General features: G+C 44.3%; 24 protein-coding genes. 14 read left to right on the forward strand and 10 right to left on the reverse strand.

The features are described from left to right. Nucleotides 1-9: 9 nt before the first annotated feature. The 4 genes from NO989_RS07265 to NO989_RS07280 all read left to right on the forward strand — a co-directional run bounded on the left by NO989_RS07265 (nucleotide 10) and on the right by NO989_RS07280 (nucleotide 2254). Complete coding sequence (locus NO989_RS07265) at nucleotides 10-216, forward strand: hypothetical protein (protein ID WP_014950964.1); 207 nt, start codon at nucleotides 10-12, stop codon at nucleotides 214-216. Between the two features lie 110 nt (nucleotides 217-326). After that, nucleotides 327-1328, forward strand: coding sequence for a RimK family alpha-L-glutamate ligase (locus tag NO989_RS07270; RefSeq protein ID WP_202285969.1), 1002 nt, complete (start codon nucleotides 327-329; stop codon nucleotides 1326-1328). Between the two features lie 131 nt (nucleotides 1329-1459). Beyond that, a complete protein-coding gene (locus NO989_RS07275; protein WP_014977572.1) occupies nucleotides 1460-1801 on the forward strand; it encodes a DUF4258 domain-containing protein in 342 nt (113 codons plus the stop codon). Between the two features lie 9 nt (nucleotides 1802-1810). Next, entirely contained in the window at nucleotides 1811-2254 is a 444-nt protein-coding gene (locus tag NO989_RS07280; RefSeq protein ID WP_014950967.1) for a DNA-binding transcriptional regulator, read from the forward strand. An 89-nt stretch (nucleotides 2255-2343) separates the two neighbouring features. Here NO989_RS07280 and hslU read toward each other — a convergent pair whose 3' ends face one another. Beyond that, complete coding sequence (hslU, locus tag NO989_RS07285; RefSeq protein WP_014950968.1) at nucleotides 2344-3672, reverse strand: HslU--HslV peptidase ATPase subunit; 1329 nt, start codon at nucleotides 3670-3672, stop codon at nucleotides 2344-2346. Nucleotides 3673-3754: 82 nt separating this feature from the next. After that, complete coding sequence (gene hslV / locus NO989_RS07290) at nucleotides 3755-4279, reverse strand: ATP-dependent protease subunit HslV (RefSeq protein WP_014950969.1); 525 nt, start codon at nucleotides 4277-4279, stop codon at nucleotides 3755-3757. Between the two features lie 305 nt (nucleotides 4280-4584). On the opposite strand from hslV, the gene NO989_RS07295 reads away from it, so the two are divergent. Beyond that, entirely contained in the window at nucleotides 4585-5205 is a 621-nt protein-coding gene (locus tag NO989_RS07295) for a DUF1294 domain-containing protein (RefSeq protein WP_242514800.1), read from the forward strand. On the opposite strand, the gene NO989_RS07300 is transcribed toward NO989_RS07295, so the two are convergent. The 3 genes from NO989_RS07300 to priA all read right to left on the reverse strand — a co-directional run bounded on the left by NO989_RS07300 (nucleotide 5202) and on the right by priA (nucleotide 8939). Next, a complete protein-coding gene (locus NO989_RS07300) occupies nucleotides 5202-5942 on the reverse strand; it encodes a hypothetical protein (protein WP_202285971.1) in 741 nt (246 codons plus the stop codon). The genes NO989_RS07295 and NO989_RS07300 overlap by 4 nt on opposite strands. A gap of 85 nt (nucleotides 5943-6027) precedes the next feature. Next, nucleotides 6028-6618, reverse strand: a complete 591-nt coding sequence (locus NO989_RS07305) for a cbb3-type cytochrome oxidase assembly protein (RefSeq protein WP_014977575.1) — start codon at nucleotides 6616-6618, stop codon at nucleotides 6028-6030. A gap of 131 nt (nucleotides 6619-6749) precedes the next feature. Next, complete coding sequence (priA, locus tag NO989_RS07310; protein WP_371342320.1) at nucleotides 6750-8939, reverse strand: primosomal protein N'; 2190 nt, start codon at nucleotides 8937-8939, stop codon at nucleotides 6750-6752. 448 nt (nucleotides 8940-9387) lie between these two features. Between priA and rpmE the strand changes: the two genes are divergently transcribed. Beyond that, complete coding sequence (gene rpmE / locus NO989_RS07315; protein ID WP_014950975.1) at nucleotides 9388-9600, forward strand: 50S ribosomal protein L31; 213 nt, start codon at nucleotides 9388-9390, stop codon at nucleotides 9598-9600. 205 nt (nucleotides 9601-9805) lie between these two features. On the opposite strand, the gene NO989_RS07320 is transcribed toward rpmE, so the two are convergent. After that, entirely contained in the window at nucleotides 9806-10123 is a 318-nt protein-coding gene (locus NO989_RS07320; RefSeq protein WP_039226843.1) for a hypothetical protein, read from the reverse strand. Nucleotides 10124-10796: 673 nt separating this feature from the next. Between NO989_RS07320 and NO989_RS07325 the strand changes: the two genes are divergently transcribed. Then, the gene (locus NO989_RS07325) at nucleotides 10797-12032 is read left to right on the forward strand and encodes a malic enzyme-like NAD(P)-binding protein (protein ID WP_014950978.1); all 1236 of its coding nucleotides are present in this window, start codon (nucleotides 10797-10799) and stop codon (nucleotides 12030-12032) included. A 163-nt stretch (nucleotides 12033-12195) separates the two neighbouring features. On the opposite strand, the gene metJ is transcribed toward NO989_RS07325, so the two are convergent. Further along, complete coding sequence (metJ, locus tag NO989_RS07330; protein WP_014950979.1) at nucleotides 12196-12528, reverse strand: met regulon transcriptional regulator MetJ; 333 nt, start codon at nucleotides 12526-12528, stop codon at nucleotides 12196-12198. A gap of 161 nt (nucleotides 12529-12689) precedes the next feature. Here metJ and metF point away from each other — a divergent pair, with 161 nt between their 5' ends. After that, nucleotides 12690-13577, forward strand: coding sequence for a methylenetetrahydrofolate reductase (gene metF / locus NO989_RS07335; protein WP_171337429.1), 888 nt, complete (start codon nucleotides 12690-12692; stop codon nucleotides 13575-13577). Nucleotides 13578-13802: 225 nt separating this feature from the next. Continuing rightward, on the forward strand, nucleotides 13803-14687 hold the full coding sequence (locus NO989_RS07340; RefSeq protein WP_171337430.1) for a virulence factor BrkB family protein: 885 nt from the start codon (nucleotides 13803-13805) through the stop codon (nucleotides 14685-14687). A gap of 67 nt (nucleotides 14688-14754) precedes the next feature. On the opposite strand, the gene NO989_RS07345 is transcribed toward NO989_RS07340, so the two are convergent. Further along, the gene (locus NO989_RS07345; protein ID WP_014950982.1) at nucleotides 14755-15393 is read right to left on the reverse strand and encodes a DUF2959 domain-containing protein; all 639 of its coding nucleotides are present in this window, start codon (nucleotides 15391-15393) and stop codon (nucleotides 14755-14757) included. Continuing rightward, nucleotides 15390-15632, reverse strand: coding sequence for a hypothetical protein (locus tag NO989_RS07350; protein ID WP_014950983.1), 243 nt, complete (start codon nucleotides 15630-15632; stop codon nucleotides 15390-15392). Before NO989_RS07350 ends, NO989_RS07345 begins: the two co-directional genes overlap by 4 nt. A 188-nt stretch (nucleotides 15633-15820) precedes the next feature. On the opposite strand from NO989_RS07350, the gene pip reads away from it, so the two are divergent. From pip to NO989_RS07365, 3 genes are all read left to right on the forward strand, one after another. After that, complete coding sequence (gene pip, locus NO989_RS07355; RefSeq protein ID WP_371342321.1) at nucleotides 15821-16798, forward strand: prolyl aminopeptidase; 978 nt, start codon at nucleotides 15821-15823, stop codon at nucleotides 16796-16798. Next, the gene (dtd, locus tag NO989_RS07360) at nucleotides 16795-17232 is read left to right on the forward strand and encodes a D-aminoacyl-tRNA deacylase (protein WP_039226792.1); all 438 of its coding nucleotides are present in this window, start codon (nucleotides 16795-16797) and stop codon (nucleotides 17230-17232) included. Before pip ends, dtd begins: the two co-directional genes overlap by 4 nt. Nucleotides 17233-17347: 115 nt before the next feature. Further along, on the forward strand, nucleotides 17348-18262 hold the full coding sequence (locus NO989_RS07365; protein WP_014950986.1) for a bifunctional GNAT family N-acetyltransferase/hotdog fold thioesterase: 915 nt from the start codon (nucleotides 17348-17350) through the stop codon (nucleotides 18260-18262). 129 nt (nucleotides 18263-18391) lie between these two features. On the opposite strand, the gene rpoH is transcribed toward NO989_RS07365, so the two are convergent. Next, nucleotides 18392-19246, reverse strand: coding sequence for an RNA polymerase sigma factor RpoH (rpoH, locus tag NO989_RS07370; protein ID WP_014950987.1), 855 nt, complete (start codon nucleotides 19244-19246; stop codon nucleotides 18392-18394). 604 nt (nucleotides 19247-19850) lie between these two features. Here rpoH and NO989_RS07375 point away from each other — a divergent pair. Together NO989_RS07375 and NO989_RS07380 are read left to right on the forward strand one after the other, a co-directional pair. Continuing rightward, nucleotides 19851-21077: an EAL and HDOD domain-containing protein gene (locus NO989_RS07375; protein ID WP_371342322.1), complete on the forward strand. Its 1227-nt coding sequence runs from the start codon at nucleotides 19851-19853 to the stop codon at nucleotides 21075-21077. A gap of 184 nt (nucleotides 21078-21261) precedes the next feature. After that, on the forward strand, nucleotides 21262-22497 hold the full coding sequence (locus NO989_RS07380) for an EAL and HDOD domain-containing protein (protein WP_039226795.1): 1236 nt from the start codon (nucleotides 21262-21264) through the stop codon (nucleotides 22495-22497). Nucleotides 22498-22594 lie beyond the last annotated feature (97 nt).

Here is a 22594-nt window from a genome sequence, read left to right on the forward strand (position 1 = left end):
GCGTACATTATGAAAAACCATCCATTAACTCAGAACCAACCAGCAAATTCTAAGCTTGCTACCGTTGCTGAATCTCAGCTATTTGAGGTATCCGGCGGACTACGAGCTCGCCTAAGTGAAAGTGTGCCGGTAGTCGGTCCAACACCTAAAGAGCCCGTTTACATAACCATGGCTATTGGTGAAGGCGGCGGCAAACTACCTGATATTTTGTCGTAACTTACCGCTTATCAAAGTCAACACATGGATACGGTTTAGGCAGTATCCCATGTGTTGCTTTAAGGGCTACTAGATTCTTTGAACACTTACAACGCTAGCAAGGAACGCAAATGCACGTCGCACTACTAGGCAGTGAGCAAGACCCACAAATTCAACATATAGCCAAAGCACTTCACCAAAATAACACGCCCTTTTATTTCGCCAATACGCAACATTTTGGTTCTACGTGGAAGATCAGCTACGACCCTGACTTCGATGACGGGCTAATTCATTTCAATTCGCCTTCACTTTGCGACCAACCTAGAGTCACGTTCTCGAATACCCAGGCCGCTTATTGGCATGAGTACCTACCTGGCATACCGCTAAAAGCCCCTAGTGATAATGCTAAAAACGATGCCAGTGCAGATGCTCAAACACAAGGTGATAGACCTCATGATGGTGAATCTACTTTGCTAGAAAACGCAGGGTGGGTTGAGCAAGAGCGAGCAAGTACGCTACTTTGCTGGTTCAGCTTTAGCGACATTAAATGGGTGAACTCTATCGACGCTGTTAGAAGCCACCAGTGTAAACCTTATCAATCGCGTATTGCTGGCAAACTAGGAGCACATATTCCCTACACCTTTGTTGGCAATGCACCCGAGGTTGCTTCGCAGTTTTGTAGCAATATGCGAGACGTTATTTACAAGCCCGTACGCGGCGGTCGAACCGCGCAGTTTGTGAATAAACAACCAAACATACGCCCACTACTTAATACGCTTTTAGGTGAGCGCCCTGTTACCTTTCAAAAATATATTGCAGGCGTGAATGTAAGAAGCTATGTGCTGGGCAATGACGTACTCAGCGTACAAATCGACTCAAGTGAATTAGATTACAGGAATGACGACAATGCGAGCGTATCGGTGACCCTAGTCCCCAGCGACGTTAAGCAGTTAGCTATCAAAATATGCAAAGCATTAGGTATGCACTGGTGTGCTATCGACTGGCGTAAAAGTGCGAAAGGAAAGTACTTTTTTCTAGAGGCAAACCCCAGCCCTTACTTCCTAAAAGTAGAGAACGATACCGGTCTAGATATAACAGAAAAATTGGTAGCACTGCTGGTGAAGACTTCGTAGTAGCAAGCAGGACGTTTAGAGGCTAATTGGGTTTCCAAAACAAATTTGCGATTGTTTAGAAGCCTTTACGCAATCATTGACAACACCCCAACAACCTATCAATATGATAGGATGAATTTTAAAAGGCATTCATGGCTAATCACAATCCCCAAGGAATTAATGAATTCCCTCTTACAGAGGAAACTGCCAGAAAAATAATGAATGACCTCGCAGAAAACTATACTAACCGGATTCGGTGGACTAAACATGTTAAACAGCACATGCATGAGCGAGGAATCACTACAGGTCAGGTGATCACTTTATTAAAAAGTAAGCACTCAGTATTTAGAGAGGGGCCATATCTTGATATTTCTGGAGACTGGAAATTTAATTTGAAAGGTTTAGCTGCGGGCAAAGTTATCGAACTCACTGTTGCACTTAAAAATCATCATGATAGTCCAATGTCATTTCTAATTACTGTATGGATAAGTTGAGAGGGTAAAATGTACCATTACACTGAAAGCGGGTTATCAAATGTATACCTGAAAAACGGTGTTACCGTTGAAGTTGTAGACGGTGAAGAATATACAAGCATTGACGATATGAACGGTCTTCATAGTGCGATAGCACAGACAATTGTTAATACCAACAAGCCTCTTGCTCATGATGAGTTTAAATTCTTACGTGTAGAACTAAATGTTTCTCAAAAAATGCTGGCGAATCGTTTTGGTGTTGATGAACAGACCATTGCGCGTTATGAGAAAGGTCAAACAAAAATTCCACGGACAACAGATGCTGCCTTAAGAGCCTTATACATGGAAAGCCAAGAGAAGAATAATCCCGTAAGTTACTTTCTTGATTTACTAGCAAATACCCAAGCGGAAGAAGCTGCAAAAATAATTCGTCTTGAAGAAGTCGAAGACCATTGGGAAAAAGTAGAATGGTAAAAAAGCCGACTTAACGTCGGCTTTTTAATTCTTGTTCATGTAGAAGGGTTAGTTGAACATATCAACTAACCCTTCTACTTAGCGCTAAATTACAAGATAAAGCGCGACAGATCTTCGTTATCTACCAAGGTCTCTAAGTGGCTGTTAACGTAGTCTGCATCAATCACGAACGACTCACCGCTCTTTTCAGAGGCGTCAAACGAGATATCTTCCATAAGGCGCTCTAGCACGGTGTGCAAACGGCGGGCACCAATGTTTTCAGTGCGCTCATTCACCTGCCATGCCGCTTCGGCTATACGCTGTATACCAGAATCGTCGAAACTAATATCCACGCCTTCGGTCTTCATTAGCGCAATGTACTGGTGAGTTAATGACGCATTCGGCTCGGTAAGAATGCGCTTGAAGTCACCGACTTTAAGCGCAGATAGCTCAACGCGAATTGGAAGACGACCCTGAAGCTCTGGAATAAGGTCAGACGGCTTGCTCATTTGGAATGCGCCCGAAGCGATAAACAAGATATGGTCAGTTTTAACCATGCCGTGTTTTGTCGATACCGTTGAACCTTCCACAAGTGGAAGTAGGTCACGCTGAACACCTTCGCGAGATACATCAGCCGACGAGTTACCCTCGCGCTTACAAATTTTGTCAATTTCGTCGATAAACACAATACCGTGCTGTTCTACCGACTCAATGGCCTTTTCCTTTAAATCTTCTTGATTCACAAGGCGTGCAGCCTCTTCTTCAATTAGTAATTTGAACGCTTCTTTAATTTTCAGCTTCTTCTTTTTCTTTTGCGAACCCGACAAGTTCTGGAACATGCCTTGAAGCTGATTGGTCATTTCTTCCATACCTGGAGGCGCCATAATTTCTACGCCAACCTGCGGAAGTGCTACGTCAATTTCAATTTCTTTGTCGTCTAGGTCGCCTTGACGAAGCTTTTTGCGAAATGCTTGGCGCGTGCCGCGATCTTCAACGTTTTCCTTATTACCCCATGCATCTTCTGGTGGAGGCAGCAAAACATCTAAAATGCGCTCTTCCGCAGCTTCTTCTGCGCGGAATTTCACCTTTTTCATTTCATTTTCTTTCGTCATCTTCACCGCAATATCAGCAAGATCACGAATGATGGTCTCAACTTCTTTACCTACATAGCCCACTTCAGTGAACTTAGTCGCTTCAACTTTAATGAACGGCGCGTTAGCAAGTTTTGCTAAACGGCGGGCTATTTCAGTTTTACCCACACCCGTAGGGCCAATCATCAAAATATTTTTTGGCGTAACTTCTTGGCGCAGTTCAGGTTCAAGCTGCATACGACGCCAGCGATTTCGAAGTGCAATAGATACAGCGCGCTTGGCATCTTGTTGACCAATAATATGTCGGTCTAACTCGTGAACAATTTCTCTTGGTGTCATTTCAGACATGAATAAACCCTTTTCTAACAGCGCTTGCTGTACTCAAATTCATACGAGCGACAGCAAGCCGATAACAGCACTCAGCTATTACTTAGTAATCTAGTACATCAACCGTTTGGCTATGGTTAGTGAATACGCAAATATCACCCGCTATGGTCAACGCTTTTTCGGCAATTTCTTTTGCGCTTAGCTCTGTATTTTCAAGTAGTGCAGTAGCTGCGGCTTGAGCGTAGTTACCACCAGAGCCAATCGCGATAAGATCTTGTTCTGGCTGCACCACATCACCGTTACCGGTAATAATAAACGATGCGGTTTCGTCTGCTACGGCAAGCAGTGCCTCTAGTTTGCGAAGCGCCCTGTCAGTCCGCCAATCTTTGGCGAGCTCTACTGCCGCTTTGGTCAAATGGCCTTGGTGGGCTTCAAGCTTTGCTTCAAAACGCTCAAATAGCGTAAATGCGTCGGCTGTGCCACCAGCAAAGCCCGCTAAAATCTTGTCGTGGTATAAACGGCGCACTTTGCGCGCATTACCTTTCATTACGGTATTGCCCAGTGATACCTGTCCGTCACCGGCCATTACCACTTGATTCCCACGTCGTACAGATACAATCGTTGTCACGTTTCATTCCCCGTTTAGCTGGGCGCAGCTGCGTTTTTTCATGTTACAAAGGCAGCAGCGTTCAAATTCAATAACAAATAAGTGGGGGAAGGCTTTTTAATTTCAAGGGTAAGACAAAAGAATGTGCGCTCAAACCTGCCTACTATATGGGCTTAGCGCATACGGCGCTTATTGAATACCCCATATATAGAGTGCATACTCTCGCCAATGAAGCCCTATGGCCAGTTGAAATAATGCCTAATTGATAGAGCACAGATAAAATAGCAACACTGAAGTCGCTACATAATGGTATTAAAGGAGTAAGAATGAAGTATCAAGGAAGAATACAACAGTGGGACGATGCTAAAGGTTTTGGCTTTGTAGAGCCCAACGGTGGCGGAATACGGGCGTTTGCTCATATCAAAGCGTTTAAACAGCGCTCTAGGCGACCTATTAATGGCGATATTATTGTTTATGAAGTTGAGCAGGATAGAAAAGGCAATCACCGCGCCTGCAACATCAGCTTACTCAAGGATCACAAAGCAAAACGTTTACGCGCCAATAAGCCAACCTCGCAAAGAAAACGTAATATTATCGTACTGAGTATTTTCTCCGGTGCACTTGCGTTATTTACATTGTCAGGTCGGTTACCGTTTATAGTGCCTATCATTTATAGCGCGGTAAGTATGCTTACCATACTGTTTTACGGCATAGACAAATCGGCTGCAAAAAAGGAAAAACGGCGAGTTTCAGAGGCAAAACTGCATATATTAAGCTTATTGGGAGGTTGGCCTGGTGCATTGCTAGCCCAACAGATTTTTAAACATAAGCGTAGTAAATCGTCATTTATGAGAGTTTATTGGGTAACGGTTTTGGTTAATCTCATTTTGCTTGGGCTAATTGCATTTGAAGTGATTAATACGCAGGCATTCATGGTTGAAATTTAGCGAAATCGATACCCTTCAATGTCAAAACCAAAACCACTTTCGGAGCCCTTAACATACACCCATCCTTTATTTGGTAAGCGTTTGTGCTCACTTTGATTTAAGCATAATCGTCCATCTGACAAGGTACCGTTCTCTTTTAACAACAGTGAGTGTCGACAGTGTTTAGAGCCGCTGCCTTTTTCATAAGCAAATTTCAGTTCCGTTTCTTGTTTTCCGGACGCTAAGTGAAACGTGTAGGGCAATGCCCTATCAATAAAACTCCAAGTAAAAATAAGCCCCAAAAACGGCATGGTGAAAATTGTTACTTTTCCACGCCAATCTTTCATCACAAATTGCGCTTGTCGTTTATCGATGGATATAGACAGGTAATAAAAGGCACAATAAACAAAAGTAAATAAAACAATGGCCCATGTTGAATTATTTAGCCATGCGTTAATCACGATAAAGTTGGTGAATGCCGATACAATCAAAGCGCCAATAAGTACTAAAAAAGTGCCGTTACTGATACGTGTTATTGGATGAAGCTCAGACCACTTAGGTCGAGTAAAATGCTCATCTTGATGGGCGCTATCCGTATCATTCTCAGGTGGCAGCGTTGCCCGCTTAGCAGCGAGCTCATTTTTTGCTGCCTGATAGCGTTCTGGAAAGGCCTGCTTATCAATATTTTCCAGAACGTCCTCAAGCTCTTCTATGCTATAAGCGGCGTAATTTGGTTGTTCGGTGATGGCAATACTCATTGATACTTCCTTGTAAACGCATCCTTTCTCTACGCGCTATTTCAGCGCCGTATGCACCGCATTAAGTGTTACCTACAATAAACTGCTACAAATTCCAGTACCAAATTTGGCATGTCGCAATGTTCACTTTACGCAGACTGTGCTTGGCTTTTTCTGCATCACGCTTAGACTCGTAAGGGCCCAGAATAACGCGGAACCAATCGCCGTTGCTGCCAGTGCTGTGTCTGATAAGCGCCTCTAAACCTTGGAATGCAATTTTGGCTTTCATCTCTTCAGCCTGCGCGCGGGTTCTAAACGAGGCGCACTGCATTAAATAGCGTTTGTCAGATTTTTCTTGCTCTTTGACCTCAACTTCTACTTCATATCCTGGAAGGGTCTTAATGTACTCCCATTCTTCTTCAGGAAGCTCAGGTAACGTCTCTTCTGTAGGAGCCACAGGTCGTGAAGCTTGTGTATCCACGTCGTCTTCTACATTGTCTTTTATTGACCACAAAAATGCACCAAAGCCAATCACCAATGCGAATACGCCAACAAGGCGCACAATAGGAAGTTTTCCAGAAACCGGGGCGTTAGATTGCGCATTTGATTGCGCGCTTCTGGCTGGTTTTCTACCTTTACCAGCCGGCTTCTTTTTTTGAGGAGAGCGTCCACGAGAGACATAATCGCGTTGAGCCATAGTCGGCAATATTCCTACTTGTTATCGTTGTTTGTATGCGTAAGAAAACGTCATATACCAAATCTTTATGAAGCAGCAGCTTTCCTGCACTTCAATCCTGCAGAAATTTTAACGTATTGCTACCCAACAAGCTAACTGAAATCGGTAGGATCAATATCTATCGACCACCTTACCTTCATTGCCTGTGGCAACGCCTGTAAAAATGGCAGCGCCAAACGCAGCGCATTGTGAAGCGGCGCACGCTTTTCATGACTGCATACCAGCATAAACCGAAACCTGCCTTGCCGCTTTTCAATCAAACAAGGAAACGGGCCATTTAACGCAATGGCATGCTGCTGGTGAAATACTTGCTTGCTGTCTTGTAAAAAGCGATAGGCCAAACTGCTGTCGGTCGCTTCTGCGCGAATGACAAACTGGCTAATAAATGGGGGAAGCCCTGCCGCTTTTCGCTCCATTAAAGCGTGTCTGGCGAAATGCCCATAGCCGTTATGTACTAAATCTTGTAGCAAAGGATGGTGGGGATTGTGAGTTTGCAGCCACATTTCACCGGGTTTACTGGCGCGCCCTGCTCTTCCAGCAAGCTGAGTTACAAGCTGAGCGAGCTTTTCTGGTGCTCTAAAATCGGCACTAAAAAGTGCACCATCACAATCTAGCACCGCCACTAAGGTTACATGCGGAAAATGGTGACCTTTTGATAGTATTTGGGTACCTACCAGCAGCTGGTACTCTTGGCGGTTTATTGCTTCTAGCGCCTGATGCAGTTTGTCTTTGCCCCGCACGGTATCGCTGTCTATTCGTACCTGCTTAACACCGGGAAATAAGCTTGCAAGCCCTTGCTCGACTTGCTCGGTGCCCGTACCCGCCGTAACTAATTCATTGTGATGGCACGCTTCGCAGTTTGATGGCATTGAGCGCATGCCGCCGCAGTGATGACACTGCAAACGGTTCTGCGCTTTATGCACCGTATACGGGCGGTCACAACGCTTACACATGACGGTTTCGCCGCAGTGATGGCAAAGCAGCGCTGGCGCATAGCCTCTGCGATTCACAAACACCAATACCTGATTTCCCTCGTTGATATGCTGGCGCATTATCGTTAGCAAGCCTTGCGAAATACCGTAGTGAATGGGTTGGTCACGCGCGTCCAACACATGCTGATGCGTGCTTTTCGCACCTCCCGCTCGCTTAGTTAACTGCAAATGGGCATAGCGACCGCTTAGCGCATTATTAAGTGTTTCGAGTGCGGGCGTGGCGCTGCCTAATAAAAGAGGAATATTGTGCTGCTTAGCCCGCATGGCTGCTAGGTCACGGGCGTGATAGCGAAGTCCATCTTGTTGTTTAAAAGACTCGTCGTGCTCTTCATCCACAATCAGCATGCCGGGGTTGTGCAGCGGGGTGAAAATAGCCGAGCGAGTACCGATGATTATCCCGAGTTCACCTGCTTTTGCTCGCTGCCATACATGTAACCGTTCTTTATCAGAAAGCTGAGAGTGTAAAACGCCCACTGCAATACCAAAGCGCTTTTCAAAGCGTGACACCGTTTGCGGCGTCAGCCCAATTTCTGGCACAAGTATAAGCACTTGTTTTCCGTCGCGCAGTAAGGGTTCGATAGCTTGAAGATACACTTCCGTTTTACCGCTACCGGTAACCCCTTCAAGCAAACTTACAGCGAAATTGCCCTGCTGACGATTAAGTGCGGCAATGGCAACCGACTGCTCAGTATCTGGAATTGGCTTTTCAGACACCGATAACGAGGCAAGCCAACTGCCTGACTTAAATTCGGGCGCGACTTCTTCAATGCTTATCAATGACTTTTCGACGAGCGCTTTGACCGCAGGTGCGCCATACTGCTTGCGCGCTTGGGATGCTAATAAGGCACCACCAGCCATTGCAGTAAAACAGGCTTGTTGTTTAGGCGCCCGCGATAACGTGTCTGCAGTCGTTTGCTTACCTTCTTCGGTAAGCATTAACATGTCTTGGGGTGTTGGCGCTGCTGACTCGCCTTTGCGTAATAAGACAGGCAGCATGGCGTGTAGCACTTCACCCGGCGCATGATGATAGTACTGCCACAGCCATTGGGCCATTTTCAACAACACCCCATCTATAATAGGGCTATCGTCCAGTACCGACTCAATAGCTTTTAGCTTGTTGGAGTTTTCAATGTCGCTTTCAGGTTTGTGTAGGGTTTCAACAACTACGCCCACAAGTTTGCGCGGACCGAAAGGCACAACCACTCTTACACCCGCACTTAGTGCGTTATCGTGGGTATACGTGAAAAGTTGGCGCAGTGGCACTGGCACGGCAACTTGGATAAAGGCCATTGCGAAGGTTCTACCTTATTTGACGATTGTTACAGCGCGTAATGCGCTTACTAAGCTTCTTATGTTGAAACTAATTATACTGAGGCTTCTTGCAGACCTATACGTTACAGCAAGTTGAGCTGCTAACAGCTAGCTACACATTTTGCCACTAGAGCATCTGGCCCAGCCTTGAAAGACAAATATTTAAACATACTTTACAGGTAAGCATAAAAGGAATGTTTTTTGTTTGGCCTTTTTATAAGGCTATCTTTTTATACGGCTACCTTGTCTAGCTCTCTTGTTTAGCATTTGGCCAAAAACCGCTTGATCAAGGCCCTGCCATCCTTTATTATGCGCCGCTCTTTTGCGATAGGCTGTTCTTTGAACGACTTATCATTTGAATTAAGTAACGTATGGTGTGCGACTTCGGGTTGTATAGCGATACGGCCTTATTATGTGAGGTAACCCAATGAAACAAGATATCCACCCAAAATACGAAGAAATCACAGCAACTTGCTCATGTGGTAACGTAATGAACATTCGTTCTACGCTTGGTAAAGACATCAACCTAGACGTATGTTCTTCATGTCACCCATTCTACACTGGTAAGCAACGTAACGTTGACACTGGTGGTCGTGTTGATCGCTTCAAGAAGCGTTTCGGTGCATTGGGCAAAAAGTAAGCCTGATATCGAGTTCAAAAAAAGCGCCTTTATGGCGCTTTTTTATTGCTTAAAATTCACGCTTCACACAAACAAGGTGTGCCAAACAGCGCTTTACCGCCGTTATCCTACGTCAGGCCTGTACCTAGCCAGTGTAACAAGCCCTGCAACTCGCCTTTCTGAAAACGTTTTTAGCTTAATTTACAACATCCAGCGTAACCTGAACTCAGTGAAGGTTTTTAACATTAGATAAATGCCTATCCCAATTGCCGCCACTCACTTTCTTACACTCTTCTTCGCTATCAAAATAAATACCAACGGGTGCTGACTTAATTGACGCCAAAGCAATATTCACTTGGTTTATGAAGTCTATATCCCAACCATTAGTTAACGCCCGCTGCTTCTCCTGCTCAGTATTAAACACGGCAATCACTTGCGGCGCTCTCCAATGTCCTACGTGAGTTAGCCAAACAAATCCATTATTGGTAGATTTTACGCTTTCACACACATCGGTTAGCACGGTTATTAGTTTTCTTTCTGTCATATCCTCGCCTTCAGCGCGAATTTTGAGTGGGCTTTCACAGGATTTTATCAGAAATATTGGATGGAGAATTAACGAGGTGTCTCCCTGCGTTCTATTTTCCTGATTTGGGTTTCTGTCCAATGCATTTATGAGAACGTAGATCCCTTTGATAGCTTTATTTTCCCCCTCCACACAATAGACCTACAGAATGTTATAACAAGTCAAAATAAATAGCATGAATGGCAATTATAGCCCCATTTTACTGGTCTAATTAGTATGCCTAACCTACATTGGTATATGAGAATTCTGATCAGATATGTACACAGTGATTGGCTGTGTTAGAGTTGCGATCGGCACTTTGATAGTGAGCATTAATTCTGTGAATAATGCATGACTTTCAAGACTTGTGGCGCTTTTGGGTACATAAACCAGAGGCTTGTATCCATTAAGGTATGTGAACAGAATCAGTAAAGGTTAACGCCTAGTCTGCTTTTCCACATGCCACCTTGGGGCCTATTGATGATTGCTGTAAAACAAAGATCAACAAGCCCTAGTGCTAACAACTATTTATAATCACTTTGTCATTACTTGGTTGTAACGCGCTTACGTTTATTATAACTATAACGACAATAAAATAGCTACAGAGCGTGAACGAAAACACCGATGAACCCTACATCTAAGGATACCTTTTTACATGTCAGATTTTAGACAACGCGCACTCGACTATCACGCCAAACCCACACCTGGAAAAATCCGCGTAGAGTTATCTAAGCCAGCCGACAGCGTGGACGACCTTGCTCTTGCCTATAGCCCAGGCGTTGCCGAGCCGGTCAGAGAAATAGCCGAAGATGCAGATAACGCCTATAAATATACGGGTAAAGGAAATCTGGTTGCCGTTATCAGTAACGGAACCGCGATTTTAGGATTGGGTAACCTAGGCCCACTGGCATCGAAACCTGTTATGGAAGGTAAAGCCCTTCTGTTTAAACGCTTTGCTGGCCTGGATGCCATTGACATTGAAGTGAAGCATCGTACGACCGAAGAGTTCATTAATACGGTAGCGAATATCGCCGACACATTTGGCGGCATTAACCTAGAAGACATTAAAGCGCCTGAGTGCTTTGAAATTGAACAAGAACTCATTAAGCGCTGTAAAATTCCGGTATTTCATGATGATCAGCACGGTACCGCTATTGTAACTGCAGCGGGCATGCTTAATGCTCTGGAAATTCAGGGTAAAAGCATAGAGAGCGCTAAAATTGTGTGTATGGGTGCCGGTGCAGCAGCGGTCGCTTGTATGGAACTGCTTATAAAGTGTGGTGCCCAGCGTGAGCGTATTTATATGCTAGACAGAAAAGGCGTTATCCATACTCGTCGCGAAGACTTAACTGAGCACAAAAAGCTATTTGCTAACAATACTGACAAGCGTACGCTTGAAGATGTAATGGAAGGCGCGGACATTTTTGTTGGTGTGTCAGGACCGGATGTTTTACCACCAGAAACACTGGCCTTGATGGCTGAAAACCCAATTGTATTTGCATGTTCTAACCCAGACCCTGAGATAAAGCCTGAACTTGCTCACGAAGTACGTAAAGATCTTATTATGGCTACCGGACGCTCGGACTACCCTAACCAGGTTAACAACGTACTGTGTTTCCCGTTTATTTTCCGTGGAGCACTAGATGTTCGTGCAACGGCCATTAACGATGAAATGAAAGTAGCGGCAGTAGAAGCCCTTCGTGCTATCACGAAGGAGCCTGTACCAGAAGAAGTACTAGCTGCCAGTAAGAGTACTAGTCTGACATTTGGTAAGGAGTACATTATTCCTAAACCTATGGACCCGCGTTTATGCGAGCGTATTGCTACCGCCGTATCTAAGGCTGCGATTGAATCTGGCGTTGCACGCGTGCCTGAAAGCCCAGAAGAATAAAATTCTGGCGCATAAAGCAAAAAAATGGAGGGGCTAGTGCCCAACCTTTATTTGCTAAAAGGTGCGCTTAGAGAATACAAGTACATAAAAAACGGCGCCGTGTTGTAGGTTATCAACTAGCAATAACTTACAACAAAGCGCCGTTTCTCTTTAATACCAAATATCAGTCGTCTTCCGACACATCGTTTTCGAAGCTTGGATCAATGCCCATTTCTTCCATAATGCGTCTTGCTTCAGCCGGTACGCGATTGGGATTGTCTTTGCGCAGGTCATCATCGTTAGGCAATGGTTGACCGGTAAACGCATGCAAAAATGCTTCGCACAACAGTTCTGAATTAGTGGCGTGACGCAGATTATTGATTTGGCGGCGAGTACGCTCATCAGTAAGCGCCTTAAGCACATTAATAGGTATAGAGACAGTGACTTTCTTTACCTGTTCGCTCTTCTTGCCATGCTCTGCGTAGGGGTGAATATATTTACCGTTCCATTCTGCCATTGTACTAACTCGGTCTACTCTTTTTTATGTTATGAAGAGAAATTCTAAACAAGTTCACGAAAAGGTCAATTGAGCAGTGTAAACCTCTTGACGTCTAGACATATATTCTTTAATTTAGACGTCTAAACGTCTATAAGAATACATTTTTGAGAGAAAAAGCCATGGTTTCTTACGCACAAGGTATCGATGCATTAAACCAGTCCCTGTCGGAACTGCGTGATATTGATGTATCTTTTGAATTCTTTCCGCCTAAAACGGAAGCCATGGAACAGACCCTGTGGAAGTCAGTTGAACGTCTCGCGCCACTAAAGCCAAGCTACATGTCGGTAACCTACGGCGCGAATAGCGGTGAGCGTGACAGAACCCACGACGTTGTAAAACGCATTCAGCAGCAAACCGGTGTCGCGGCGGTTCCTCACTTGACCTGTGTTGATGCTAGCCGTGATGAGCTTAAGCAAATTGCAAAAGACTACTGGGACTCAGGTATTCGCCGTATTGTTGCGCTTCGTGGCGATTTACCGCCAGGAGTAGAAAAAACAGAGATGTATGCCTCTGATCTTGTTGCCTTGCTAAAAGACGTTGCCGATTTTGATATTTCTGTTGCTGCCTATCCAGAGAAGCACCCTGAAGCACCAAATGCGCAGTTTGATTTACTAAACCTCAAGCGCAAAGCAGAAGCAGGTGCCACAGAAGCGATAACCCAGTTCTTTTTCGATACGAGTGTGTACCTTCGATTTAGAGACCGTGCAGCCGCAGCGGGTGTCGACTTAGATATCGTTCCGGGTATTTTGCCGGTAACCAACTACCAAACACTGGTGAAATTTGCGGGGTTCACAAATGTTCATGTGCCGGGATGGTTACACAAAATGTTCGACGGCCTTGATGCCGACGACCAAGCCACACGTAACCTAATAGGTGCTAACATCGCCATGGATCAGGTAAAGGTATTGGCTAAAGAAGGGGTAAAACACTTCCATTTCTATACGTTGAACCGCAGTGAATTAAGCTACGCCATCTGTCACATGCTAGGTGTGCGCTCAGGCACTTAATACATACAACAATCAGGATCGTGCTGACATTTTTGAATGAAGCACTCCTCAATAGGCGCAGTCAATGCGCCTTTGTTGTATAAAGCCTGCATTAAACTTTGCCACCAAGGCCGCCCGCAGTTACCATCTGATATAACATGTAATGAACTATCGATGCTTTATAACAGTCCGCATAGATAAGACCGCGCTGTTTACCATTTACACGGTATCGTCAGGAGAAATTGAGTGGATTTAGACAAGGTTAAAGCCTTATATAACAATGTTACTCCTCAGGTTAGAGATCTCTTTAGCATCTTCATAAAGCGCTGTAGAGAAGACAATATTACTATCTCTGCTGGGCACTTAGCCTATGTAACGTTGTTATCTTTAGTACCATTTATCATGGTGACCTTTACCATTATGTCGGCTTTTCCTGCCTTCGCGTCTGTAAGAAGTAAGCTAGAGCATTTTGTTTTTAGCAACTTTGTTCCTACCGCCAGTGATGTGGTACATAAATACATGACCGATTTTGTGGGCAATGCCTCACAAATGAGTGCCATTGGTATTTTGTCGCTTCTTGTCGTTGCGTTAATGCTCATATCAAACGTAGATAAAACCTTAAATAGAATTTGGCGCACGCAAAGTGACAGACCTATTGTGTATACCTTTGCTATTTACTGGATGGTAATCACGCTTGGCCCTATGTTGATTGGCTCTAGTGTAGTGGTCAGTTCTTATTTGACTGGATTAGCGGCGTTCACTGAAGAATACACACCAGGTCTTGGTACTTTCTTACTCAGCCTTGTACCCAGCGGTGCAGCCATGCTTGCATTCACCATTTTATACATGGTGGTGCCGAATAGACGAGTGTTTGCTCGTCATGCTTTCGTAGGTGCCATTGTAGCCACTATTGCTTTTGAAATTACTAAGTCAGGTTTTGCACTTTATGTTACAAACTTCCCCTCGTACGAACTTATTTATGGCGCGCTTGCAGTGGTGCCTATTCTGTTTTTATGGGTGTATTTGTCGTGGATAATTGTGCTGTTTGGTGCAGAGTTTACGTGCAGTCTAGGCGAAGCTTTCGAAAACCGTAAAGCAGAAAACGAACCGCGCAAAGTCCCTCAAGAATAATTAGCCCACATGTTTAAAATAAAAAAGGGAGCTTCTCGCTCCCTCTCTATATATTACTGCTTAAAAGCTAGTTTTTCATTGAAGAAATAAACGCATCAGACTCTGCAATAGCAGAATTCATTTGTCTGATAAGCTGAGCGACGTTGTTCTCGATAGTAGAGAGCTCGCCCTGCAGCGCGCCTATCGCGCTGGCATTTAAATTGTGCTTCAAGTACAGCACATTATCTTGAAGCGCGCTTAATACCGGCGGCATTTTACTTTCCGCTTTGCGCATAGCCGTCATTAGTGAAGCGTAACGACGTTTAGTTTCGCGAAGCTTCGCCGCACTATCTCGCTTCAGCGATGCGTTCTCATACTTCTCTAGCTCTTCAGACCATTCATCGAATAAAGCCTCAGCTACACTTTCCACCTTGTCTATACGTGAACTCACTTCTTCCGAGGCGGCAACACTATCTTCGTACTGACCGTTTAATCGATTGTAAACATCTTCAAGTTCACCGCCATCAAATGCAACGGCCGCGCTGAATGCCTCCAGCGCCGAATTAAACTGCTCTTGAGCGTCTTCTTGTGATTCTTTCGCGTTTTCAACGCGGTCTACTAAGATATCACGCTTTTCAACGCCCACCTTTTCCCATGCTGCGTAATATGCAGACTGACACCCACTAAGGGCAAGCATAGCAACAAATGCTGATGCAAGTAGCTTCATGCGGTTACTCCACCTCTAAAGCGCGCTGCGCTTATAATACTGATTAGATGCAAAATGGCACCTAATGGCCAGAATACGATAGCAAGAACGACGGTCGCAGCCAGGGCATAGCACACGCCTACGGTAATGAAATAGAACAGCGCGCCCAGTATTCTGCCTTGAACCAAATGACCTAAACCAGGAATAAAGAAGTTACAAATTGCGGCGATTACATTACCGCCCGATCCTTGACCTGCCATATAAACATCCTCGCATTTATGACTATAATATGATTAGCTAGCACGTAATGACACTTGTTCTATAGTATACACTTAAGATTTATCGCTTATTTTACAAGCATAAACAGCGTTGAAGCAGTCAGCACGCAACCGTTTGTATAACAATAAACTAAACTAAAACAGGCACTCACACAACGCGCAGAAACAAAATGAAACGACTTTACCCCGATGTTACCTACTATGAAAATGGATTTATCGAAGTGGGAAGTGGGCATTCGCTTTACTTCGAGCAAAGTGGTAATCCAAACGGCATCCCCGTGCTCTTTATTCACGGAGGCCCAGGTGCAGGCTTACCCCCTAATTACAAATGCTTTTTTGACAGCAATAAGTATCGCATTGTCGGCTATGAGCAACGTGGTTGCGGCCGCTCTACGCCTATAGCTGACACGCTAAATAACGACACATGGTCGAATGTTGAAGATATCGAAGCATTACGTACACACCTTTCAATTCCAAAATTTCTCTTGTTTGGCGGTTCGTGGGGTTCGACACTCGCCCTGCTCTACGCGTTAAAGTACACGCCGCGAGTGACAGGACTCATTCTACGTGGCGTATTTTTAGCTCGACAGGAAGACAGGGATTGGTTTTTATCGCCAAATGGCTGTGCAGCTCAGTTATTTCCCGAGTATTACCGGAAATTTACAAAAGATGTGCCTAAGCCTGTGACCTCTAATTCAGTGTGTGATTTCTATAGCGCAATGGTGCGTTCTAGCAATGATGTACTAAGACATTCAGCGCTTAAAAGATGGTACCAATGGGAAGAGAGACTTTCTCGTATAACGCTACCACCTGGTGTGGGTGATTCGACAACTAATTACCCTATGCAGCTGGTCACCTGTTTAGCCACATTGGAATGCCATTTCCTATCTAATCAATGTTTCCTAGATGAAAACTATATTCTTGAAAACATTAGCAAAATAAGTCATATTCCTGGAACAATTGTACATGGTCGTAACGACATGATCTGCAAAACAGAAGCGGCGGAGGCACTTCACAAAGCGTGGCCTCAAAGTCAGCTACAAATTATCCCCGACGCGGGGCACAGTACTTCCGAGCCTAGTATAGGTTACGCGCTCTGCCGTGCTACCCGCGACATGTCTCGCTTTATTCAGGAGTCGTCGAAGTGATAGGACTAATTCAACGCGTATCGGAAGCCAATGTCACCGTTGCCGGTAATGTTATCGGCGAAATTGGTAAAGGCATGTTGGTGCTCTTGGGTGTTGAGAAAGAAGACGGTGACGCGGAAATAGAGAAACTAGCAAATAAGCTCTGTCGATATCGCATGTTCAGTGACGAAGACGGAAAAATGAATCTAAATGTTGAGCAAGTGGGAGGCGAAATACTGGTGGTCTCTCAGTTCACACTCGTAGCCGATACGCAGAAAGGTAATCGTCCTGGTTTTTCACGCGGTGCATCGCCAGAACACGGCCAAGCCATTTATGAAAAGTTCGTTCAGTCTCTAAAAAATAAAGGTATGGTAGTGGCCACCGGCGAGTTCGGCGCTGATATGCAAGTAGGCCTAATTAATGACGGCCCCGTCACCTTTCAATTTAGCGTTTAGCGGGTAAAATCGTACGCTTCGTCAGCATCCCAAACTTGCTTACATAATTAAGCTTGTACCGCATGTATTCTTACGTTTAAATACTCGTTCATTCATTTAAGAAGGCCGGTTTATTGTGTACAAGGTAGTCACACCAAAAAGCGATGCCGAGTTTGAAGCCTATTTTCATTTTCGGTGGGAACACTTACGCCAGCCATGGAATTTCCCTCCAGGCTCTGAAAAAGACGAATATGAACAAGTCGCAGAGCACCGTATTATTACTAACCGAAATGGCGAAATTGTAGCTTGCGGCCGTGTGCATTTGAACACAGCCGAAGAGGCACAAATTCGTCATATTGCGGTTCACCCAGGCCATCAACGCAAGGGCTTAGGCCAAATGATCATGGCCGCACTCGAAAACGTTGCGAAAGACTTGGGCGCCGAGCGCGCTGTAACGAACAGCCGCGAAATATCTATCGACTTTTTTAGCGCATGTGGCTTTGAAGTTGAGCGTGAAGCGCCTAACGAACTAGGCATGCTGAAACGTCAACAAATGGTCAAGAAGTTCACTGAAAACAACACATTAGTACTTCACCCTAAGTGGTGTAAATCACTGCAAGAGACATGGTCTGAGACCATTCCCATTACCGAGCACATGGGAATTAAGCTTTACCAGTACACAGGCCGCACGCTTGAAACCCGTGCATCATTAAACAAAAACATCAATATTCACGGCACTATGTTTGCTGGCAGTATTTTTTCTTTAGCTACACTAACTGGCTGGGGCATGATTTACCTGCAGCTTAAAGAGCGTGGATTAGACGGTGACATTGTATTGGGCGATGGTGATATTCATTACCACAAACCCATCACGATGAAACCAAGGGCAATCTGTAATATTGAAACCTTGTCTGGAAAATTCAAGCCGCTAGAGAACGACAACAAGGCAAGGTTTGAGCTGAGTGTGGCAATTTTAGATGGCGACACCCCTGTGGCGGAATTTGAAGGGGTATTCTACGTACTTCCTCCCTCTAAAAATGAAGAAGAGTAGCGTTACGGATTAGCGATCATCACTAATTCGTACGAGCCGTCACTAAGAACAAAAATCCACTCATAAAAAAAGCGCCGTTAAGGCGCTTTTTTCGTCGTTAAGCTATTTGTAAGCTATGCACTGCGTATACTACGCGACCATAGCTGCTTGAAGCTTTTTCATCGCGTTCTTTTCAATTTGACGAACACGCTCTGCAGAAACCTGATATTTATCAGCTAAGTCTTGCAGAGTAATCTTGTTGTCTGCTAACCAACGAGTTTCGATGATATCTTGGCTACGCTCGTCTAGCGTTTTAATCGCTGAGTACAAGCGCTTGCTCGCCGCTGTATCCCAGTCGTTGTTGATTACGTCAGTTTCAACATCTGAAGATTTGTCTTCTAAATACTGAACTGGCGCAAAGTTACCTGTTTCATCTTCGTCCGCAGTTAAATCGAACGCTTGGTCTTGAGAGCTCATACGCGCTTCCATTTGAAGCACTTCTTTTGTACTCACGCCTAATTCGTTCGCTACTGTTTGCACTTCGTCATGAGTAAACCAACCAAGACGCTTCTTCGCCTTACGAAGGTTAAAGAACAGTTTGCGCTGCGCTTTGGTTGTCGCAACTTTCACTATTCGCCAGTTTTTAAGTACAAACTCATGAATTTCTGCTTTGATCCAATGTACCGCGAAAGAAACCAAACGTACGCCCACTGTTGGGTCGAAACGCTTAACGGCTTTCATCAGACCGATGTTACCTTCTTGAATTAAGTCGGCTTGTGGTAAGCCATAACCTGAGTAAGATTTTGCAATGTGCACTACAAAACGAAGATGCGACATTACTAGCTTACGAGCGGCTTGTAAGTCTTCGTCTTCGCGAAGGCGCACTGCCAACTCGCGCTCTTCCTCAGCGCTAAGCATATCAATGCTGCTTACAGCTTGGATGTAGCCTTCAATGCTACCGCTGTGTGGCACTGACAGGGCCATAGATTGCAAATTGTTGCTCATTGTTCACCTCATTTATTGCCGCTTCATATTAGCAAAGTAACCGAAGCTGCGCGAGACCTAATTAAGATATGAAGTCTAACCGATATGTAGGTATAGCGACTATTTCTACAATATCAAGACCTAAATTAAGAAAAAAAGTTCAACTTTAAAGCTTGCGGTCCATTTACGAATGCATTCACCGCAAACACTAAGCCTAGACTATCGACTTCACATCGAATGACACGCTGCACTTTCTGGCGTCGTGCCTTTGGGTCGGTCATTTAACCACTACATCATTATACTTTAATTACACATACCAAAGTGAAGGCTAATCTCACTGGTATGAAATCCAACGCTTATTTATTACACGCTAGTTATCCGAAATATAAGATTTTCACTAACTCTAAGATAAGTCAGCAAGGTGCCTACGCGTCAATACAGTATATAAACATTGCATATGTCATCTTATACCTTGCTTTTCTGGCTGGAAACTGAAAATAATAGATTGGATTAATCGATTTTGCACTACAACCGCTGTACAGCATTTTCCAGACAACAATTATAAAAGACTGGAAGGGAAATACTTAAGGAAAGGAGTAAGGCAAGTGAAGCAAAGAGGATCTTGATGTTTGCTTACGTCGCTAGACAGCCAATATTTAATGTAAACAGAGAAGTTTACGCCTACGAACTACTTTTTCGTGTTGGAGAAGATAACTGCTTTCCCGATATACCTCCTGACGAGGCTACCTCGAAAATTCTTACCTCTACCCATTTAAGCTTAGGTATTGAGGAGATAACCGGAGATAAGAAAGCCTTCATTAACTTTCACCGCGATACACTAATGTTTCGTTTTCCGACCTCTCTGGATGCAAGCAAAGTGGTCATTGAGATTGTAGAAACCGTTGACGTTGATGATGCGCTGGTAGCCGCTTGCAAACATATTCGAGGTCTTGGCTATCCTATTGCTCTTGACGATTATGACATGAAAGGCAAGTGGGAAGCTTTCATTCCATTTACCAGGATAGTCAAAATTGATATTACAGAGATCCCCCACGAAAAAATTCCCGCCCTTGTCGAACGCTTCAAGTCGAACAAAATACAGTTGGTTGCTGAAAAAATTGAGACCTATGAAGAATTCAATAAATTCAAAGATATGGGTTTCGACTACTTCCAAGGATACTTTCTAGCTAAACCCGAAATTGTAAGGCACAGAAAGTTAGGGCCCAGCAGCCTAACTATGATGGAGTTACTTACGCTAAGTAGCCAAGCAAAACTTAATTTCGATGAAGTAAACAAAATCATTGAACGAGATCCCTCGCTTACCTACTTACTGCTGCGGTTTATCAACAATCCTCTGGTCAACAAGCGACATAAAATAACGTCACTTAAACACGCGTTAACCTTCATGGGCGAAGTAGAAGTGAAGAAGTTCATATCATTGCTGGCTCTTGCAAACCTAAGCGATGGTCAGCCTACTGAGCTAATGCAAATGGCGCTTGTTCGCGCAAAGTTCTGTGAACTGGTCTACACCCAGCTTAAAGGTGCCGATGACCCGTTAAAAGGTTTTCTTACTGGCCTGCTTTCTTTGCTTGATGCCATGATGGAACAGCGAATTGACGATTTGGTCAGCAAGGTTCCAATTAGTGACGACGTTAAAGATGCCCTGTGCGGAAGCCCTGGTGTGCTTCGCAACTGCCTGACGCTATCACAATTCTTTGAAAGAGCTAAATGGACGGGCATTCAGCAATTCGCAACAAAGTATGGTGTTAAACAGAGTCTTCTGCATAGTTATTACAACGAAGCGATAAAGTGGGCTAAACACATTCATAAGGCCGCTTTGAACGACAACTAAGCCTACGATTACGCCAGTTGATGTGAAATTAATCGTTGAATAGTTGTTAGATTGCGCTTACATATCATAGACTAGGGTCAGTTCTTTTGGATTACACATTAAAGAACACCTAACCTTAGCGCTAGCTAAGCCTCTAAATATAACAATAAAAATAACCTTAACCGTGTTGTATCAGGAATAGATTATGTTCGCGTTTATAGCTCGCCAGCCTATTTTAGATAAAAGCAAAAGTGTTTTCGCCTATGAGCTTCTGTTCAGAGATGGCAAGTCTGGTGCTTATCCGGAACATAACGAAGAGAAAGCTAAGTATATTTCTGAGCACTTCCATCCACTTGGGCTTGATGATATCAGCGGCGAAAAAACGTCTTTTATCACGTTCTCGTCAGATACAATTATTTCGCGCTTTCCTACATCGCTTAACCCTGAGTCGGTAGTGGTTGAACTGGCTGATCCATCCGACAACACCAGCGGACTATTCGAAGCATGCCAGCACATAAAGCAACTTGGCTTTAAGCTAGCTATCGATGATCCCATGATGGTGGGTTCAAAACACGACATATTTCCTCTTATCGATATTGTGAAAGTCGATGTGACAAAAACCCGCTTTGAAACCATTGAAAAGCACATTCCGCGCTATCACGATGCGAACGTGCAATTAGTGGCGGAACAGGTTGATACGCAAGATAATTTTTCAACGTGCGTAGATTTGGGTTTCGACTTCTTCCAGGGTTATTTTTTCTCGCAACCGGAAGCACGTATTCTACGACAGCTTCCTGCGTCTAAAATGAACATTGTTGATTTGATGGGCGAAAGCTCTAGCAGCGACTTTGACATAGACCGTATCAGCCAAATTATAGAGCGAGACGCCACCTTAAGCTTCTTATTGCTGAAGTTTATCAATAACCCCACTATTAATAAGCGTTACAAAATTACATCACTAAAGCACGCGCTTAATTACATGGGTGAAGTAGAGATTAAGAAATTCATCGCTTTATTAAGTTTAACGAACTTAGGCGATGAAAAGCCCCTTGAAATCATTCATATGTCTTTAGTTCGCGCTAAGTTTTTCGACTTACTTGCTGAGCGTAGAGGTCTTAGAAATAATCCGCCCATCTCCTTTTTGGTTGGTTTATTTTCGCTTCTTGAAGGGTTACTTGATCAGTCTATGACAGACATTGTAAAGCAGCTGCCGCTTTCCGATGAGGTTAACGATGCACTACTTGGCAAGAACTTAGAAATGAACAGCTATATGACTTTGGTTCGCGCCTTTGAAAGCGCCCTTTGGATGAATGTCATAAAACAAGCTAAAGTGCTTAATATTGACCAGAAGCAGCTGCATATGCTGTATAACCAAGCCATCATTTGGGGCAATGGAGTGCGCAGCGCTATCTCCTCACACTATCCCCGTGCGATAGCTTAAGTACAAAACTAAGAACACGCCTACTTACCGCCAATAACGTCATACAGTGACTTATATATTTCGCACTGTAGGCGTGTAAGTATACTCACGTCTACGA

Origin of the sequence: Alteromonas sp. DY56-G5, from assembly GCF_041414725.1 — a bacterium.
Lineage (GTDB): Bacteria > Pseudomonadota > Gammaproteobacteria > Enterobacterales > Alteromonadaceae > Alteromonas > Alteromonas macleodii.

Coding starts and splice junctions, on each gene's coding strand:
- NO989_RS07265 (WP_014950964.1), top strand. CDS start 10: ATGAAAAACCATCCATTAACTCAGAACCAACCAGCAAATTCTAAGCTT.
- NO989_RS07270 (WP_202285969.1), top strand. CDS start 327: ATGCACGTCGCACTACTAGGCAGTGAGCAAGACCCACAAATTCAACAT.
- NO989_RS07275 (WP_014977572.1), top strand. CDS start 1,460: ATGGCTAATCACAATCCCCAAGGAATTAATGAATTCCCTCTTACAGAG.
- NO989_RS07280 (WP_014950967.1), top strand. CDS start 1,811: ATGTACCATTACACTGAAAGCGGGTTATCAAATGTATACCTGAAAAAC.
- hslU (WP_014950968.1), bottom strand. CDS start 3,672: ATGTCTGAAATGACACCAAGAGAAATTGTTCACGAGTTAGACCGACAT.
- NO989_RS07295 (WP_242514800.1), top strand. CDS start 4,585: ATGAAGTATCAAGGAAGAATACAACAGTGGGACGATGCTAAAGGTTTT.
- NO989_RS07300 (WP_202285971.1), bottom strand. CDS start 5,942: ATGAGTATTGCCATCACCGAACAACCAAATTACGCCGCTTATAGCATA.
- NO989_RS07305 (WP_014977575.1), bottom strand. CDS start 6,618: ATGGCTCAACGCGATTATGTCTCTCGTGGACGCTCTCCTCAAAAAAAG.
- priA (WP_371342320.1), bottom strand. CDS start 8,939: ATGGCCTTTATCCAAGTTGCCGTGCCAGTGCCACTGCGCCAACTTTTC.
- rpmE (WP_014950975.1), top strand. CDS start 9,388: ATGAAACAAGATATCCACCCAAAATACGAAGAAATCACAGCAACTTGC.
- NO989_RS07320 (WP_039226843.1), bottom strand. CDS start 10,123: ATGACAGAAAGAAAACTAATAACCGTGCTAACCGATGTGTGTGAAAGC.
- NO989_RS07325 (WP_014950978.1), top strand. CDS start 10,797: ATGTCAGATTTTAGACAACGCGCACTCGACTATCACGCCAAACCCACA.
- metJ (WP_014950979.1), bottom strand. CDS start 12,528: ATGGCAGAATGGAACGGTAAATATATTCACCCCTACGCAGAGCATGGC.
- metF (WP_171337429.1), top strand. CDS start 12,690: ATGGTTTCTTACGCACAAGGTATCGATGCATTAAACCAGTCCCTGTCG.
- NO989_RS07345 (WP_014950982.1), bottom strand. CDS start 15,393: ATGAAGCTACTTGCATCAGCATTTGTTGCTATGCTTGCCCTTAGTGGG.
- NO989_RS07350 (WP_014950983.1), bottom strand. CDS start 15,632: ATGGCAGGTCAAGGATCGGGCGGTAATGTAATCGCCGCAATTTGTAAC.
- pip (WP_371342321.1), top strand. CDS start 15,821: ATGAAACGACTTTACCCCGATGTTACCTACTATGAAAATGGATTTATC.
- rpoH (WP_014950987.1), bottom strand. CDS start 19,246: ATGAGCAACAATTTGCAATCTATGGCCCTGTCAGTGCCACACAGCGGT.
- NO989_RS07375 (WP_371342322.1), top strand. CDS start 19,851: ATGTTTGCTTACGTCGCTAGACAGCCAATATTTAATGTAAACAGAGAA.
- NO989_RS07380 (WP_039226795.1), top strand. CDS start 21,262: ATGTTCGCGTTTATAGCTCGCCAGCCTATTTTAGATAAAAGCAAAAGT.